Source organism: uncultured Methanobrevibacter sp. (genome assembly GCF_934746965.1).
In the GTDB taxonomy this organism is placed as follows: domain Archaea; phylum Methanobacteriota; class Methanobacteria; order Methanobacteriales; family Methanobacteriaceae; genus Methanocatella.
Window position 1 is genome coordinate 165,733 of the sequence record NZ_CAKVFS010000005.1, and the last position, 16,043, is coordinate 181,775.

16 protein-coding genes are annotated in these 16,043 nt (G+C 29.7%); 10 read left to right on the forward strand and 6 right to left on the reverse strand.

What is annotated here, in order from left to right:
- Positions 1-10 precede the first annotated feature (10 nt).
- Entirely contained in the window at positions 11-661 is a 651-nt protein-coding gene (locus Q0984_RS05595; RefSeq protein ID WP_299524825.1) for a DUF2119 domain-containing protein, read from the forward strand.
- Here Q0984_RS05595 and fen read toward each other — a convergent pair.
- From fen to cyaB, 5 genes are read right to left on the reverse strand one after another with little or no spacing between them, the layout of a single operon-like run.
- Entirely contained in the window at positions 658-1,641 is a 984-nt protein-coding gene (gene fen / locus Q0984_RS05600; protein ID WP_299524829.1) for a flap endonuclease-1, read from the reverse strand. The two genes, Q0984_RS05595 and fen, sit on opposite strands and share 4 nt — an antisense overlap.
- Before the next feature lie 11 nt (positions 1,642-1,652).
- Entirely contained in the window at positions 1,653-2,216 is a 564-nt protein-coding gene (locus Q0984_RS05605; protein ID WP_299524832.1) for a chorismate lyase, read from the reverse strand.
- Positions 2,217-2,223: 7 nt separating this feature from the next.
- Complete coding sequence (gene hacA / locus Q0984_RS05610; RefSeq protein ID WP_299524835.1) at positions 2,224-3,477, reverse strand: homoaconitase large subunit; 1,254 nt, start codon at positions 3,475-3,477, stop codon at positions 2,224-2,226.
- A 9-nt stretch (positions 3,478-3,486) separates the two neighbouring features.
- On the reverse strand, positions 3,487-4,659 hold the full coding sequence (locus tag Q0984_RS05615) for a homocitrate synthase family protein (RefSeq protein ID WP_299524838.1): 1,173 nt from the start codon (positions 4,657-4,659) through the stop codon (positions 3,487-3,489).
- A gap of 53 nt (positions 4,660-4,712) precedes the next feature.
- Positions 4,713-5,252: a class IV adenylate cyclase gene (cyaB, locus tag Q0984_RS05620; protein WP_299524841.1), complete on the reverse strand. Its 540-nt coding sequence runs from the start codon at positions 5,250-5,252 to the stop codon at positions 4,713-4,715.
- Positions 5,253-5,416: 164 nt separating this feature from the next.
- Between cyaB and Q0984_RS05625 the strand changes: the two genes are divergently transcribed.
- The 7 genes from Q0984_RS05625 (at position 5,417) to Q0984_RS05655 (ending at position 14,702) form a co-directional block, all read left to right on the forward strand.
- Positions 5,417-5,962, forward strand: coding sequence for a TATA-box-binding protein (locus Q0984_RS05625; RefSeq protein ID WP_004032478.1), 546 nt, complete (start codon positions 5,417-5,419; stop codon positions 5,960-5,962).
- 12 nt (positions 5,963-5,974) lie between these two features.
- Positions 5,975-7,546 (forward strand): phosphoserine phosphatase SerB, encoded by a 1,572-nt coding sequence (gene serB, locus Q0984_RS05630; protein WP_299524849.1) that lies wholly within the window; start codon positions 5,975-5,977, stop codon positions 7,544-7,546.
- A 55-nt stretch (positions 7,547-7,601) separates the two neighbouring features.
- Complete coding sequence (locus Q0984_RS05635) at positions 7,602-7,751, forward strand: hypothetical protein (protein ID WP_299524852.1); 150 nt, start codon at positions 7,602-7,604, stop codon at positions 7,749-7,751.
- A gap of 155 nt (positions 7,752-7,906) precedes the next feature.
- Positions 7,907-10,057 (forward strand): DNA topoisomerase I, encoded by a 2,151-nt coding sequence (gene topA / locus Q0984_RS05640; RefSeq protein WP_299524855.1) that lies wholly within the window; start codon positions 7,907-7,909, stop codon positions 10,055-10,057.
- A 202-nt stretch (positions 10,058-10,259) separates the two neighbouring features.
- The gene (locus Q0984_RS05645) at positions 10,260-12,992 is read left to right on the forward strand and encodes an STT3 domain-containing protein (RefSeq protein WP_365907097.1); all 2,733 of its coding nucleotides are present in this window, start codon (positions 10,260-10,262) and stop codon (positions 12,990-12,992) included.
- Positions 12,993-13,046: 54 nt separating this feature from the next.
- Positions 13,047-14,141 carry a GTP-binding protein gene (locus Q0984_RS05650; RefSeq protein ID WP_299524858.1) on the forward strand — a complete coding sequence of 365 codons (1,095 nt, stop codon included), beginning with the start codon at positions 13,047-13,049 and terminating at the stop codon, positions 14,139-14,141.
- Between the two features lie 12 nt (positions 14,142-14,153).
- Positions 14,154-14,702 (forward strand): adenylate kinase family protein, encoded by a 549-nt coding sequence (locus Q0984_RS05655; RefSeq protein WP_299524861.1) that lies wholly within the window; start codon positions 14,154-14,156, stop codon positions 14,700-14,702.
- 52 nt (positions 14,703-14,754) lie between these two features.
- Here Q0984_RS05655 and Q0984_RS05660 read toward each other — a convergent pair whose 3' ends face one another.
- Entirely contained in the window at positions 14,755-15,165 is a 411-nt protein-coding gene (locus Q0984_RS05660) for a PH domain-containing protein (protein ID WP_299524864.1), read from the reverse strand.
- 244 nt (positions 15,166-15,409) lie between these two features.
- Here Q0984_RS05660 and Q0984_RS05665 point away from each other — a divergent pair, with 244 nt between their 5' ends.
- Both Q0984_RS05665 and Q0984_RS05670 read left to right on the forward strand, forming a co-directional pair.
- Positions 15,410-15,775, forward strand: a complete 366-nt coding sequence (locus Q0984_RS05665; protein ID WP_299524867.1) for a ribonuclease P protein component 4 — start codon at positions 15,410-15,412, stop codon at positions 15,773-15,775.
- Positions 15,744-16,001, forward strand: coding sequence for a YhbY family RNA-binding protein (locus tag Q0984_RS05670; protein ID WP_299524870.1), 258 nt, complete (start codon positions 15,744-15,746; stop codon positions 15,999-16,001). Before Q0984_RS05665 ends, Q0984_RS05670 begins: the two co-directional genes overlap by 32 nt.
- The last annotated feature ends 42 nt before the right edge of the window (positions 16,002-16,043 follow it).

Here is a 16,043-nt window from a genome sequence, read left to right on the forward strand (position 1 = left end):
TTTGGATAAAATGTCTTATTTTAGATATGTTGATAATGGTGAAGGTCCGACTAAATTATTTATAGGTGGAGTTCATGGTAATGAAGGTAAAACTTCTTTAAAATTTATCAAACGATTAGATATTGAGAAATTTTCCAGTGGACAGTTCTATTTTTATAATTTTGATAAAACACCATATATCTCTACAATTGATAAAAATTATTATAAGTCAGAAATAGGTTTAAAAATTTTAGATTTAATTGAATATTTTGAACCTGATTTTTATACAGAACTTCATTGTTATGATTTAGCACATTTTGATAGATTAACTTCAATGGAACGTTATAATAAAACAGGAGTTCCTCCATTAATAGATTTGGGAAATCATGTGTTAGTAAGTTCAGTTTCTCCATTAATTAGGATGACTTATTTTTCTATAAACACTGTTTGTAAAACTTTAGAGTTTCCATGTATTGAAAAATTATCCTGTGAAAAAATTGAAAAATATGGATTTAATAAAAAATTAGCTATTGAAACTTATGAAAAACTTCTTAATTTAATCATTAGTTCACCTAATCGCCAATATTTTGAAAAAGAAATGTTAAAGAATTATCATGGACAAGTTGCATTAGCTATTGATTATGCTAAAAAAGTATTTGGTCCGGAGTTTCCTCCTTATTAAAACCAGTCTTCAAGACTTTTCTGATTTGAATTTAAATTTTTTAACTTATCACAAGCTTTAGAAACTCTGTCTTGTGAAAATCCATGTTCATCACATAAAAAATTAATGATATCATTTTTCGCTGGTTTTTTCCATTTAATTTTATAATCAGTGTTTACATTATGATTTAAAAATATTTCTTTTACTTCTGTTAAATCGTGGGTTGATTCTTCTTGAAGTTTAGCTATTTTATTTTCAAGTTCTCCTTTTTTAGCTAGTTTAAGAGCAGTTTTTGCACCTACTCCTTTTAAACCTTCACTAAAATCAGTTCCAATTAGTATACCCATTTCAATAAGTTGATTTTGAGTTATATTTAATTCATCTAAAACTCTTTTCAAGTTATAATATTCTAAATCTCCTAAGTTGGAATTAATAGCTAAGTTTCTTACAACTCTTTTAGCTCCAAATAATAAACAGTCATAATCTTGTGAAGCTACAGCCCATGCATCACCATTTTGAACAAGGTAAGCTGCTTGTGCTTCTCCTTCTCCATATGCTTCAATATAGGGTATTCCCATCATAGTCAATAGTTTTTTAGAAGATTCAATAATATATGGAGACAATTTGGAAGATCTCATTGCATATTTTCTAGCTTCTTCTGTGTTTTGATTAGCTAATGCTTCTTTCCATTTTTTTTCAGATTCTTCTCTAGTTTGTCTTCTTTGGTCAATAGTTTCTTGTTTAAGGTAAGATGGTGTTCCATCAAAGACATAAATTGGTTTTATATCTTTTTCAATCATTGAAGAATTTCTATATAAAATTCCGCTTAAATGAGATGTTATATTGCCTTCACTATCACTTAAAGGTCTTCCATCTCTTTGTCTGATTGTTGACAAAAATTGATAAAGGGTATTAAATGCATCTATGGACACAGCTCTTCCTTTTAAATCTTTAAAATTAATTGGTTCTGGTTCTATTATATCTTTTAGTTTAACACCCATTTTATCACTTTCTAAATGTTTGTAAATTTGCTAACTGGAAATACTTCTTTAATCCACATTAATATATTGTTTTTATGGATAATCATATATTCTCTAGCTAACATATCTTCAGTAGTTTCAAATAACTCTTTTAATCTGTCATTTGGTTTTTCAATATAAATTTTATTAATTTCTCTTCTAGATTCGATTTTATAATTTTTTAAAATTCTACCAATTGGTATGTCTGCTCTAACTAAGTCACAGCAGATTTCATCGGTTAATCGTTCTAGTGGGATATAAGATAATGCATAAATTAAATTTTCATCATCTTTATGCATTATAACTTCCCTATAATTAATTTGAGCACCTTTATTAACATTAATTAAATCGCTGATTTCATCATTTGCAGTATCAAAATGTTGTTCTAATGTACTTAATGTAATCTTACCATATAACACATCTAAAATAGCTGTAATTGATCCATCTGTGGTTAATAAGATTTTTTGAGTATTTGAAAAATTTTTTGTGTAATTTTCTTCTACTTTATTTATTTTTTCAATAAGGCGTTTATTAGCCTCATTTTTTTCAATAGTCATTTTTTCACTATAAATCTTTAGGATTTGTAATAACTCCTTCAATAGCTGAAGCAGCAACAACCTTTGAATTAGCTAGATATACGAAAGATTTTGGATCTCCCATTCTTCCTTTGAAATTTCTATTTGTTGTTGAAATACAGGTTTCTCCTTCAGATAATACTCCCATATGTCCACCAAGGCATGGTCCACATCCAGGGTTACAAATAATAGCCCCTGCATCTATAAAAGTATCAATGTATCCTTTATGAATTGCTTGTTTATAAATTTCAACTGATGCTGGAAGAATTAGTAATCTAGTATCCTTATTAATTTCATTATCTTTTAAGATTTCATAAGCATCTTTTAAATCAGATAATCTACCATTAGTACAGGAACCTATTAAACATTGGTCTACAGCAGTTCCTTCAACTTTGGAAATATTTTTAACATTGTCCACATCGTTAGGACATGCAATTTGAGGTTCCATATCATTTATGTCAAAGTGCATTTCTTTTTTATAGGTGCTGTCTTTATCGGATTTAACAATATTTAATTCATTTTTGTTTTTTCCAGTTCTTTGAGAAACATATCGTATAACTTCCTCATTGGGTTCCATTATACCATTTTTAGCTCCCATTTCAATAGCCATATTACAGATTGTAGCTCTGCCTTCCACACCCATTTTTTCGATAGTTTCTCCACAGAATTCTGCAGTCTGGTAAGTAGCTCCAGCTATTCCTACTTCTCCGATAATTTTTAAAATAATATCTTTTGGAGCAGTGTATGGATTTAATTCTCCAGTAACTTCCATTTTAATAGCTTCTGGAACCATAAACCAGGTTTTTCCTGTAGCATATACCATTGCTAAGTCAGTAGCACCCATTCCAGTTGAAAATGCTCCATATGCTCCATATGTGCATGTATGTGAGTCTGCACCTACAATAACTTTCCCTGGTTCAACTAGTCCTTTTTCAGGAAGTACTTGGTGGCAAATTCCATCACCATGTATGTAATTTTTAGTAATGTTCTGTTCTTTTATAAAATTTCTACATACTTTTTGGAATTCTGCAGATCCGATAGTATTTGCAGGAACGTTGTGATCAAATACAATTGCGATTTTTTCATTATCCCAAACTTTATTGGCTACTTTTTCAAAGGTTTTTATAGCTGGTGGAGATGTTCCGTCATGAGACATAGCTAAGTCAACAGGGATTTCAATAATTTCTCCAGGTGTAACTTCTTTACCTGCTTTGGCAGATAATATTTTTTCTGTAATATTCACTATTGTCACCTATTCATTTTTGTAATTGCAACTTTTTACAATTTCTTTGAATACTTCGTCGTTAATGTAGGTTCCTTCTTCTCTGCTTTTTTTAACTTTTTTAACAATTTCAATAAGTGTATCATCACTTATATCTAGGTTACATTCATTTAATTTAGCTTTTACAGCTCTACATCCTGAATGTTTACCTAAAACTAATTGTCTTTTTTGTCCTACTAATTCTGGAACATATGGTTCGTAACATAATGGTTCTTCAATAACTGCATCAACATGGATTCCGGATTCATGTCTAAATACATTATTTCCTACAACTGGTTTATTGTAGGGAATAGGTAATCCACTAGCTTTAGATACAATTTCAGATAATTCTTTAATATGTTTTGTTTTAAATCCTAAATCTTTTCCATATAATAATTTAAGACTCATGATTACTTCTTCGAGAGATGCATTTCCTGCACGTTCTCCAATACCATTTACAGTTGTTGATATTCCGTTAGCTCCAGCTAAAACACCAGCTATTGAATTTACAACAGCTAATCCAAAATCGTTATGACAATGTAGGGCAATATTTATATTAACATCTTTTTTAAGTTCAGTCACTAAATATGTAATTCCTTGGGGAGTTATAGCTCCAGTAGTATCTGCTATATGTACTCTGTCAGCACCATAACTTTCAGCTTTATTATATATTCTTTTTAAGAAGTCCAAATCAGTTCTAGTTGCATCTTCTGCAGAAAATGCAACAAATAATCCGTGGTCTTTAGCGTATTCGATTGCATTCATACAAGTGTTCAATGCTTCTTGACGTCCAATATGCATTTTATGTTCTAAATGAATATCAGAAGTCCCCATAAATGTAATGACTCCGTCAACATCACAGTCTAGGGCAGCATTAATATCTTCTTTTTTGGTTCTAGCTAAAGAGAGAATCTGTGCATCAAGACCCTCAGAAGTGATGGCTTTCACGGATTCCTGTTCTTTTTTGGATACTATTGGAAAACCTGCTTCAATTTGTTTAATTTTAATTTCATCTAGTTTTTTAGCAATTTCTAATTTTTCTTCTGGACTAAAACAAACTCCAGGAGTTTGTTCTCCATCTCTTAAAGTTGTATCATATATTGTAATGTCATCTGGAAAATTTAATTCCGGTTCTTTATTATAATGACTGATATAATATTGCAAATAATCACTTCTCTTTAATTATATTTAATAATTATTAATTGTAGTATGTTCTATTATAAATTTTCTAAAAGTTCTAAATAGGATGTTCTTTCAAAACCATCAGTTATGTCAAGTTGTTTAAACATTTCAAATATACTATTTTGAGCTTCATTATAGTCGCTTCCATCTTCAAGGCCTATTTCAATTTCCATATATGGGCTTAGTCCTTCAATATCATCTAAACTGATTTCAAAGTTTTTATAGGAGTAATATTCACGATTTTTTCGAACGGTTCTAACTTTTTTAAAACCGATGTGTTCGAAGGTTTTTGCACATTTTTCGCTGTCTTCAATCTCAAACTCTATTTCTTCACGCGTTTTACTTTTTGAATCAATTTTAGCTCCTTTATATGTGATAAATATATGTTTCTCTTTTCCTTGTTTGGTTGTTCTTATTCTTAGTGCTTCGTCTGTTTTAGCAAAATCTACAATTGGGCTGTTGAAATAAATATCTTCTTGAAACTCTTCTTTTGTTTTAATAGCTCCAATTTTATCTAATTTTTGTCTCATATCTTCAAAATTATCAATTTTAGCTTTTACTTCAACTTCTATCATTTTAATCAGACCTTATATAATTTTGATTTATGTATATTTTTGATTTTAATTTATAAATAAACATAAGTTTATATACTATTTAAATAAAATAGTTAATTAGTAAAAATTTAATGATTTTAAATCTTTACTGATACTCATTTTAATAATTAATTGGAGGTTTTAAATTGACCGATGTTGATATAAAAATTGAAAACATTGTGGCTTCTGCAAGCATAGGGAAAGATATAGTTTTAACTGAAGTTTCCGAAGCTTTAGAAGGGGTTAATTTTAATCGTGAACAGTTTCCAGGATTAGTTTTTAAACTTAAAGATCCTAAAACAGCAGCATTAATTTTCAGCTCTGGTAAGCTTGTTTGTACTGGGGCAAAGTCTATAGATGACTCAAAGTTAGCTATTAAAAAGACTGTTGATTTAATGAGGACTATCGATACTGAAATTCCTCATGAATTCGAAATTAAAATTCAAAACATTGTGGCTTCTGCTAATTTAGAATCCACATTAAATTTAGAAGCAGTAGCTTTAGAACTTGAGGACACTGAATATGAACCTGAACAATTCCCAGGTTTAGTATACAGATTATCTGATCCGAAAGTTGTTTTATTATTATTTGGTTCTGGTAAAGTTGTTTGTACTGGAGCTAAAACACGTAGTGACGCTAAATTAGGTGTCGAAAGAGCTTACGATAGATTAAGTGAGCTAGATTTAATATAATTGGTGGTATGATTGATTAAACTCGTAGTATTTGACTTAGATAACGTTATTATTGATGGAGAAGCAATTGATGAGATAGGGAAATTAGCAAATGTTGAAGATGAAATAGCTGAAATTACTGAAAAAGCTATGCAAGGAGAAATCGACTTTGAAACTTCTATTAAAGACAGGGTTAAACTTCTTGAAGGAACTTCTGTAGAAGAAATTCAAAAAGTTGCTGATGAACTTCCATTAATGGCTGGTGCTGAAGAAACCATTGCACGTTTAAAAGAAGAAGGATTAGATGTAGCTATTATTAGTGGTAGTTTTGACATTGTTGCACAAGCAGTTAAAGACAAACTTGGGCTTGATAATGTTTACACAAATAGTTTCACTGTTGAAGATGGTAAATTAACTGGTGAAGTAACTGGACCTTTAGTATCTGGTTCTAAATTAGATGTATTAAAAGAACATATTGAAGGTAATGACACTTCTTTAGAAGAAGTTGTTGCAGTTGGAGATGGAGCTAACGACATTTCCATGATTGAATCAGCTGGTGTTGGAATTGCTTTCAATGCAAAAGATTCTGTTAAAGAAACAGCTGATATTGTAGTAGATGAAAAAGACTTAACCAAAGTCTTAGACGAAATTGTTAATCAATTATCCACTGATGTTGCTGAAGATAGCGAAACTGAACAAGTAGAAGAATCTACTGAAGAAGCTGAAAAACCTAAAGACAACGGTCTTCCTGAATCTGATTTTGTTTTAGCTGACACTATGGAAGGTGTAAAAAAACAAAAAGATGAAAAAGAAGCTGAAATAGCTAAAGTTGCTGATGAAAGGGAAGAATTCAACAAAATAGCTAAAGAACAACGTAAAATCCGTGATGAATTAAATGCATCATTAAAAGAAAACTTAAACAAAGCTATTGAATTCAGAAACGAACGTAACGAAATCAATAAACAAGTTGAAGCAGCTAAAAAAGCACGTAATGAAGCTAATAATAAAATTAGAAACTTAGAATGGTCTTCTGGTAAACGTGACAAAATTAAAATAGAAAATGAGATTAAAAAGATTGATAAAATCATTGAAACTCGTGTTTTAGATATTAAAAAAGAAAATCAACTTGTTAAAAATGCAAATGATTTAAGAAAACAATTAATGGAAATTCATGAAGATGAATCTGTTAAAGATGAAGCACAAGATCTCAAAAAATTATCTGAAGATGAACACGAAAAAGTTATTGCATTTTCTGAAAAAGCTCAAGCAGCTCATGAAGAAATGCTTAAATTCTTCAGAAAAACTGATGATATTAGAACTGCAGCTGATGAAGCTCATAAAAAGTTCATCGAAGCTCGTAAAAATGCTTCTGCAAAACATGAAGAATTCAAATCCATTTTAAGCGATATTCATGTTATCAACAAAAAATTAGGTTCTAACAGACCTAGAAAAAGAAGATCCAATACTAATAAATCTTCTTCATCTTCTGGTAACAAAAATCGTGAAGAAAAAGAAAGAGCTGAAGAAATCTTTGATAAATTCAAACATGGTGGAAAATTATCTACTGAAGAGCTCTTACTTTTACAAAAATATAATATTAATTAAGTAATTTAATCAAATTACTTTAATTTTTATTTATTTTTTCTTTTAAGGTAATATCATGTCTAATGAAGAAAAAATTGAAACTTGTTTTTTATGTGGTAAGAAGTTTGATATGAATAAGTCAGAACTTGCTTATTATAGGTATGATAAATATCCGATTTGTGATTATTGTGCTGAATTCTACAGTTTTTACAGAGAGGATTTATAATTATTTTTAATTGATTTTATCTTATTTTTTAAAAATTTAAAAAATTAATTTTCTTTTTAATGGAAATATTTTTATATGATTAATTATTTTAAATATTAAATCAGTAATTTACAAATTTTTAAAATTTAAAAATTTAAAAAAATGGTACAGGTACAATGAATGAAGTAATAATTTGCGAAAAACCAAAATCTGCAGAAAAAATAGCTAAAGCATTGTCTTCTAAAGCTAAAAAGAATGTATATAATAAAAAAGTTAAATACTGGACATTAGAAAGAGATGGTAAGGATATAACTGTATTATCTGCTGTAGGGCATTTATATTCTTTAACTCCTGATGATTCTAAGGAAAAAGTTTATTTTGATTTACATTGGGCGCCTTTATTTGAAATTGATAAAAAAAGTAAAAATTATACAAAAGATTATGTGAGAGCTATTAAGAAGTATGCTAAAGATGCAGATAATTATATTCATGCATGCGATTATGATATAGAAGGAACATTAATTGGTTATCATGCATTGAAATATGGTTGTGGAGAAGAGGCATTAAGCAAAGCTTCAAGAATGAAATTTTCAACTTTGACTAAAAAAGATATTGTTGAAGCATATGAAAATAGAATACCTATTGACCAGCACCAAGTAGATAGTGGTGTTGCTAGACATATTTTAGATTTTTATTTTGGTGTAAACATATCAAAAGCTTTAATGAAATCTGTAAGTGTAGCTAAAAAAAGATTTTTAAAGTTATCTGCAGGAAGAGTTCAAACTCCGACTTTATCTATCTTAGTTGATCGTGAAAAAGAAATTAAAAAATTTGTACCTGAACCATACTGGTTAATTAAAGCATTACTTATAGATGAAATTGAAGCAGATCATGTTGATGGAAAAATATTTGATAAAACACGTGCTGAAGAGATTTTTGCAAACTGTGAAAATAAAGATGCTATTGTTGATAAGATTAGATTGTCTAATTCAACTACAAAACCTCCAGTACCATTTAATTTAGGTGGTTTGCAATCTGAAGCATATAATGTATTTGGTTTTTCTCCTAAAAAAACTCAAACAATAGCTCAAAGTCTTTATACTGCAGGATATACTTCTTATCCTCGTACTTCATCTCAAAAATTACCTGAAAGTTTAGATTTTAAAAATATACTTTTACAATTATCTAAAAACACTGAATTTAAACCACATATTCAGGCTCTTCCAGCTAAATTAAAACCTAATGAAGGTAAAAAGGAAGATGCTGCTCACCCAGCTATACATCCAACTGGTATTTTACCTGATAAATTAGATAAGGATGAATTAAAAATATATCAGTTAATTGTTTATAGATTTATTTCAGTGTTCTTTGAAGCAGCTACTTTTGGAACAATGAGTACTATACTTGATATTGGTGGAGAAAACTTCAAATTTAGACGTAGAAGAGTTACTCATAAAGGTTGGTTAGAACATTATCCATTTAAAAAAATAGATAATGAAAAATTCCCTGAAGTTAAAGAAGGAGATTCTCTTGTTGTTAATGAAATTCTTTCAGAAGAAAAAGAAACTAAACCTCCAGCAAGATATAATCAAGCTTCTTTAATTAAAGAACTTGAAAAAAGGGAACTTGGAACTAAAGCTACTCGTGCAGATATTATTGATAAATTATATGATAGAAAATATATATCTGGAAATAAAATTGAAGTTAATCAACTTGGTGAGAACATAATTGATACTTTAAGTGAATATTGTTCTAATTTAACAAGTGAAGAATTAACTCGTGATTTTGAAAATAAACTTGAAGGTATAGATAAGGATAAAGCTACTCGTGAAAGTGTTGTAAGTGAGGGTGAAAAAGAAGTTAAAGTTATTTTAGGAGATATTGATAAAAATAAAGTTAAAATTGGTTCACAAATTTATGATGCTTATCAGCAAAGTAATATTGTTGGTAAATGTAAATGTGGTGGAAATTTAGTTAAAAAATATTCTCCTAAAAATAAAAGTAATTTTGTGGGATGTTCTAATTATCCTGATTGTAAAGTGACTTACTCTATTCCTAAAGGAGTCAACTTCTTAAAGAAAACCTGTAAAACCTGCGGATTACCTATGATTTCTTTTGGTAAGCCACGTCAACACGCATGTCTTGATCCTAATTGTGGTAAGGAGAATACTAAGCCTCGTGAAATGGAAGTAGTGGGGATTTGCCCTAATTGTGGTAAAGAATTGATTAAAAGGTCTGGCAGGTATGGTGAATTTGTGGGATGTAGAGGTTTTCCAAAATGTCGCTTTACTTGTTCTTTAGATGAGCTAAAAGATAAAGTCCAATAGACTTTATTTTTTCTAATTTTTTTTTAAATGCATAATATTTAATAATGTTAAAAATAATAGATATAAATTAATAAAAGTATTGATGGTTTTTGCCCAAAATATTTTTATTTCTTTAACATTCTTATAATTTTAAATAAGTTTTATAAATGAATCTGATTGATGTGATTTACGTCATGTTGATTAGATAATATCGAGGATTTTGATGAATAAAAAAACAATATTAACAATAAGTAAATCAGCAATCATTATTTTGATTCTGTTAGCTGTTGTTTTTGCATTAAGAGCTCCTGCAGCGGATCTTAATATTTTGCCTACTGATGATTTGAAGGCAGAATACGAAGATGCTTCAGGTCTTCCTTATTTTAGTGAAATGGACTCATATTATAACTTAAGGTTGACTGAAAACTTCGTTGATCATGGACATGTAGGAGACGAAATAGTCAATGGTTCAAGCTGGGATAACCATAGGAATTCCCCAGATGGTAATAATATTAATTATGAGTTAGCTATTGTGTGGGTAACATCATTTTTCTATAATATAGCGAACCAATTCTTTGGTGATTACACAGTTCAAGAAGTTGCATTCTGGACTGGTGCTATTGTAGCATCTTTTGCAGTGATTCCTGCGTTTATCTTTGCTAGACGTCTGACTAATGATTTGGGTGCAATAACAGCTACATTAATAATTGTACTTGCACCAAATTATTTTGCACACACATTCCCAGGATTTTTTGATACAGATATGTTCTATTATATCTTTTCATTATTCTTCATATTGTTCTTCATGGAGAGTTTGAGATCTAAAAATCTTATTGCAAAAATCGTATTTGCAGTATTATCTATTATATCTATTGGTCTTTTCTCCCAATCATGGACTGGATACATATTTTATGTAGGACTTATGGGTATCTTTTCAGTTGTGTACTTAATATTATGTTATTTATTTAACATTGGTGATAGTGAAAGAGAATTGTACTCAAGCAAACTTGCTTGGTTTGTACATCAAAAAGATTTAATATCTATTGTTATTTTAGGTATTATTGGATTTGTTGGTCTTGCAGCATTTAAAGGTGTAGATGGTGTATTAGATATATTCGGTAGTTTAACTAGTTTATTATCCTTGCAATCAACTTCAACAGTTGTAGGTGGATTCCCTAATGTACTTATTTCTGTTGCAGAGATGCAAATGCCAAGTATGCTTGGTGCAGGAATGGATTCATTCTTACTTGCTAATTCAAATGGGGTAATAAACGGTATTGGAGGAATATTTGTATTCTTCGCAGGCTTAACTGTATTGTTCATCTTTGCAAAAAGAATATATGATTACAGAAAAGTTAAACAAACTGGAAATACAACTAAAAAACCACCTAAATCTCAAAGATTAGCATCTTCCAAAAAAATTGATAATGATCGTAAATTTAAAATATCTTTAGGTAGTGTAAGTAAATTCTCTAAAGATAATGAAGTAACTGAAGCTAAACGTTTGAACTTAATGTTTGCTACCCTATTTATAGTATGGGTACTAATTACTGCAGTTGCGGTAAGTAGAGGTTCAAGGTTTATTACTACTATTGTATTACCATTCGGTTTAATGGCTGGTATATTTGTAGGTTATGCTTCTGACTATGTTAAAACTAAACTTGATAATGATAAATTATTAATGGCAGTTATTGTAGTAGCAGGATTCTTTGCATCATACCCATTAGCAGCAGTTACTGCTCCAATGTATGGAATATTATTATTCCTATTAATGGTTATTGCTGGTGGAATAACTATATATGGATTAAAATCTAGTAGGTCTGCATCTACTAAAGTACCTATTAAAAAGTATGTAGCTATTATTGTTATTGCTCTTGCATTAATAACTCCTACTGTTTGTGGTGCTTATCAAACTTCTAACCAAGTAGTGCCTGGTACTAGTGATCCTATGTGGAATTCAATGTCATGGATTAATGAACATACTACAAATGATACTGTAATTGCATCCTGGTGGGACTTCGGTTACCTCTTTGAGATTGCTGCTGATAGACAAGTAGTATTTGATGGAGGTAGTCAAACTGGTAACAGTAGGGCATTCTGGCTAGGTCAAGCAATGTCGACGGATAATCTAGATTTATCTGTAGGTATCTTTAGAATGTTAGGAACTACTGGTGAAAATGCTACTAATACTTTAACTAATTACACTGGCAGTCCAGGTAAAGCTACTCATATATTAATTGATATATTACCTAAGAATGCAGCAGATGCTAAAAATACATTAATTAATACTTATGGTTTATCTAGTGATCAAGCAAATACTATTATACCGCTTACTCATCCTGATAATCCAAGACCGGTTATATTTGTAGCAAGTTCAGATATGTTACAAAAAGCAGGTTGGTGGAGTTACTTTGGTGCATGGGACTTTAATAAACAGAATTCTACAAACTTCAATTATTATGTGCCTTCTCAACAAGTAACTGTTGAACCAGGATCTACTGGTAGGTTAGCATTAATTAATGAATCTGGTCTTGAATATGATGCAGTTATTTCAAGAGGTACTGGAAATAATACTACTACTGGTCATACTGAAGCAGTATATGCAGAAAATGGTTCTGTATTTAAATTAAATGGTTCTGAATACAATCCATTAAATGTATCTCGTGTTATGGTAATTGAAGACAATCAATTAGTTAAAAATGAATCAATTAAAGGAGCTCCAAGTGACTCTAATTATACATTATTCTTAATGGGTGAAAAGAACGTTTATACTCCTATTATAATGCATAATAAATTAGCTGATTCAATGTTTACTAGATTATACTTGTTAGGTGGTATGGGTCAAGATGAATTCACCATGGTTCATATGGAAAATGGTGTTTCATTGTGGCAAGTAAACTATAATAACACGGTAGCTGGTGGTGCTAGTGTTAATACTAACACTACTAAGGCTTAATTTTGATTAGGATATTTATCCTAATCTCTTTTTTTAATTAAATATGGTGATTTAATGGGAATAGAAGAGAAAATTAAAGATATTGAGGATGAAATTCAAAAGACACCATATAACAAGGCTACTTCTCACCATATTGGTAAACTCAAAGCTAAACTTTCTAAATTAAAAGAAGAATCTATTCAAAGAAGTAGTTCTGGAACAAAAGGTCAAGGATTTCATGTGAAGAAATCTGGTGATGCTACTGTGGTTCTTGTTGGATTTCCTTCTGTTGGTAAATCTACTCTTTTAAATGAGCTTACTAATGCTGAAAGTAAAGTTGGAGCTTATCAATTTACTACTTTAGATATTGTTCCGGGGGTTATGGAGTATAAAAATGCTAAAATACAAGTTTTTGATATTCCGGGAATTATTACTGGAGCAAGTACTGGTAAAGGTAGGGGAAGAGAAATTTTATCTGTAGCTAGGACTGCTGAATTGATTGTAGTTGTTTTAGATGTTTTAAATCCACAACATTTAGATGTTATCTTAAAAGAATTAAGAAATATTGGTATTAGACCAAATGAAAGACCTCCTGATGTAACTGTAAATAGAAGGAGAACTGGTGGTATTCATGTATCTTCAACAGTTCCACTTACACATTTGGATGAAAAAACTATTAGGTCTATTATAAATGAGTATGGTATGCATAATGCAGATGTGCTTTTTAGAGATGATGTAACAATAGATCAATTTATTGATGTTTTGGATAGGAATAAATCATATGTTCCAATGTTAATTTTATTAAATAAGGTTGACCTTGTAGATAAAACATATCTCGAAGAAATGAAAAAACAACTTCCAGAGTTTATACCAATTTCAGCTGATAAAAAATTGAATATCGATAATCTTAAAGAAACAATATTTGAAAATTTAAACCTTGTTCGTGTTTATCTTAAACCACAAGGAAGAAAAGCAGATATGAATGATCCTTTAGTTATTAAAAAAGGTTCAACAGTTATTGATGCTTGTGATAAATTACATAAAGAATTTGTAAGGAATTTCCGCCATGCTAAGATATGGGGAACTTCTGTTAAATTTCCTGGTCAAAAAGTTGGACCTGATCATGTTTTAGAAGATGAGGATGTTTTAAGAATTATCCTTAAAAAATAGGCTGTGAGTAATATGAATCAAGTTATTTTTATAAGTGGTACTCCATGTGTTGGAAAAACTACTGTAGCTAATGAACTTTCTCAAAGATTAGGTGCTAATTTAATACGAGTAAATGAATTAGCTATTAATAAAGATTTAGTTTTGGGGATTGATGATAAAAAGGGTTATAAAATTATTGATGTTGATAAATTAAATGGAGTTTTAGGAGAAATCATTGATAAACTTGATTCAGATAACTTACTTATTGTGGAAGGTCATTTGTCTCATTTGTGCTTAGGTGCAGATAAAGTAATAATTTTGAGAGTTCATCCAGATATTTTAAAAGAAAGATTAAGTAGCAGAAATTATTCTGAGTCTAAAATTAGAGAAAATTTAGAAGCAGAGGCATTAGATGTGTGTGGTGCTGAAGCTTATGATACTTATTTAGATGATGTAATTGAGATAAATGCTGGTGATTTAACGATTGATGAAATAATTAATCAAATAGTTGATGTTATTTTTGATAAAAAAGAGCACGCATTTGATGAGATTAATTTCATGGATTGGTTGGTTGGTATTTAAGGAATATGGGGAAGAATTTTGTTTAGTATTTTAAAAAAAGTTAAGACATTATTTAGAATAAATAATGTGCTTTTACTAAGTGTACAATTTCTTTTGCTTCTTCAGCTTGACTTTCAGGTACTTTAAAAGATAATGGTGCACTGTAAGCTGCGCCTTCAGCTGTAACTACTGTATTATGGGATACTCCAATTTTAATATCTACATCCATATCTAAAGTTCCAGCAGTTTCAAAAGAAATAGTTTTAATAGTGTCACGTGGGAAGAATTTAACTTCTACTTTTTTACCAGTTATTCCTTGAACATCTACTTCATAAATTCCGTAATTAGTTAATATTATTTGGTCTCTTATAAATTGATATGATTGGATTACTTCTTCATCTTCAAAAAAGAATTCACTTACATAATCCTTGTCCATTTCGTCACTTACATCGCCATAGCCAATAACTTTATCTAAAAATGCCATAGTTTTTCACCTTGTATTACTATTGATAATAATAGTATTTAATATTTTAAATATATGGGATAATAGTTCGTTTTAACATAACCTTTATAAATATAGAAAAACAGATTTATTTTTAATATTCATATTAACCTAAGGTTATTTTAACTATGGTTTTTGTTTTAATATGCGCAAATCATTTTAATTCAATTTTTGAATATTATATCCTAATTTGATAGTTATTATTATAATTATGAGGAGGATATCTTTGAGTAGAGGAAAAAGACCAAAGTGGATGACTGATATAGCTATTGAACGTATGAATATTCTTTTTGAACGTGCTGAATTAGAATTTGAGAAGCACCCTGAAAGAAGTAATCGTTATGTTGTTTTAGCTAAAAAATTGTCTACTAAGTATAATACTAAAATTCCTGATGAATGGTCAAGAAGGTATTGTAAAAAGTGTAATAAATTTCTCTACCCTGGTCACAACACTACAGTCCGGCTAGTTAACGAAGAAGTTAATATTTTATGTGGTGAGTGTGGTCATGTTATGAAAATTCCTTATCATAAGGAGAAAAAAGATAAAAGGAGAGCTAAATATGAGTCAATCAAAGAAAGAAATGATGAATAGAGCTCTTTCCGCTATGACAATGAATATTGGTAAAGCTGGTGTTAATGACAATGTCATTGAAGAAATTAAACGCCAACTTAAAGCTAATGAAATTGTTAAACTTAAATTTGCAAAAAATATCGCTAAAAATAAAGATGATTACATAGATGACATTGTTCAAAAAACTAGATCTAAACTTATCGATGTTAGAGGAAATGTCGCAATCATCTATAAAAAAAAGCCTTAAAAAACATTGCTTAAATTTAGAGTTACAGGCCCTATTTTTATT

What these genes read in the sequence shown, in the direction of transcription:
- Q0984_RS05595 (WP_299524825.1), top strand. Translation starts at nt 11, where the DNA reads ATGTCTTATTTTAGATATGTTGATAATGGTGAAGGTCCGACTAAATTA.
- fen (WP_299524829.1), bottom strand. Translation starts at nt 1,641, where the DNA reads ATGGGTGTTAAACTAAAAGATATAATAGAACCAGAACCAATTAATTTT.
- Q0984_RS05605 (WP_299524832.1), bottom strand. Translation starts at nt 2,216, where the DNA reads ATGACTATTGAAAAAAATGAGGCTAATAAACGCCTTATTGAAAAAATA.
- cyaB (WP_299524841.1), bottom strand. Translation starts at nt 5,252, where the DNA reads ATGATAGAAGTTGAAGTAAAAGCTAAAATTGATAATTTTGAAGATATG.
- Q0984_RS05635 (WP_299524852.1), top strand. Translation starts at nt 7,602, where the DNA reads ATGTCTAATGAAGAAAAAATTGAAACTTGTTTTTTATGTGGTAAGAAG.
- topA (WP_299524855.1), top strand. Translation starts at nt 7,907, where the DNA reads ATGAATGAAGTAATAATTTGCGAAAAACCAAAATCTGCAGAAAAAATA.
- Q0984_RS05645 (WP_365907097.1), top strand. Translation starts at nt 10,260, where the DNA reads ATGAATAAAAAAACAATATTAACAATAAGTAAATCAGCAATCATTATT.
- Q0984_RS05650 (WP_299524858.1), top strand. Translation starts at nt 13,047, where the DNA reads ATGGGAATAGAAGAGAAAATTAAAGATATTGAGGATGAAATTCAAAAG.
- Q0984_RS05655 (WP_299524861.1), top strand. Translation starts at nt 14,154, where the DNA reads ATGAATCAAGTTATTTTTATAAGTGGTACTCCATGTGTTGGAAAAACT.
- Q0984_RS05660 (WP_299524864.1), bottom strand. Translation starts at nt 15,165, where the DNA reads ATGGCATTTTTAGATAAAGTTATTGGCTATGGCGATGTAAGTGACGAA.
- Q0984_RS05670 (WP_299524870.1), top strand. Translation starts at nt 15,744, where the DNA reads ATGAGTCAATCAAAGAAAGAAATGATGAATAGAGCTCTTTCCGCTATG.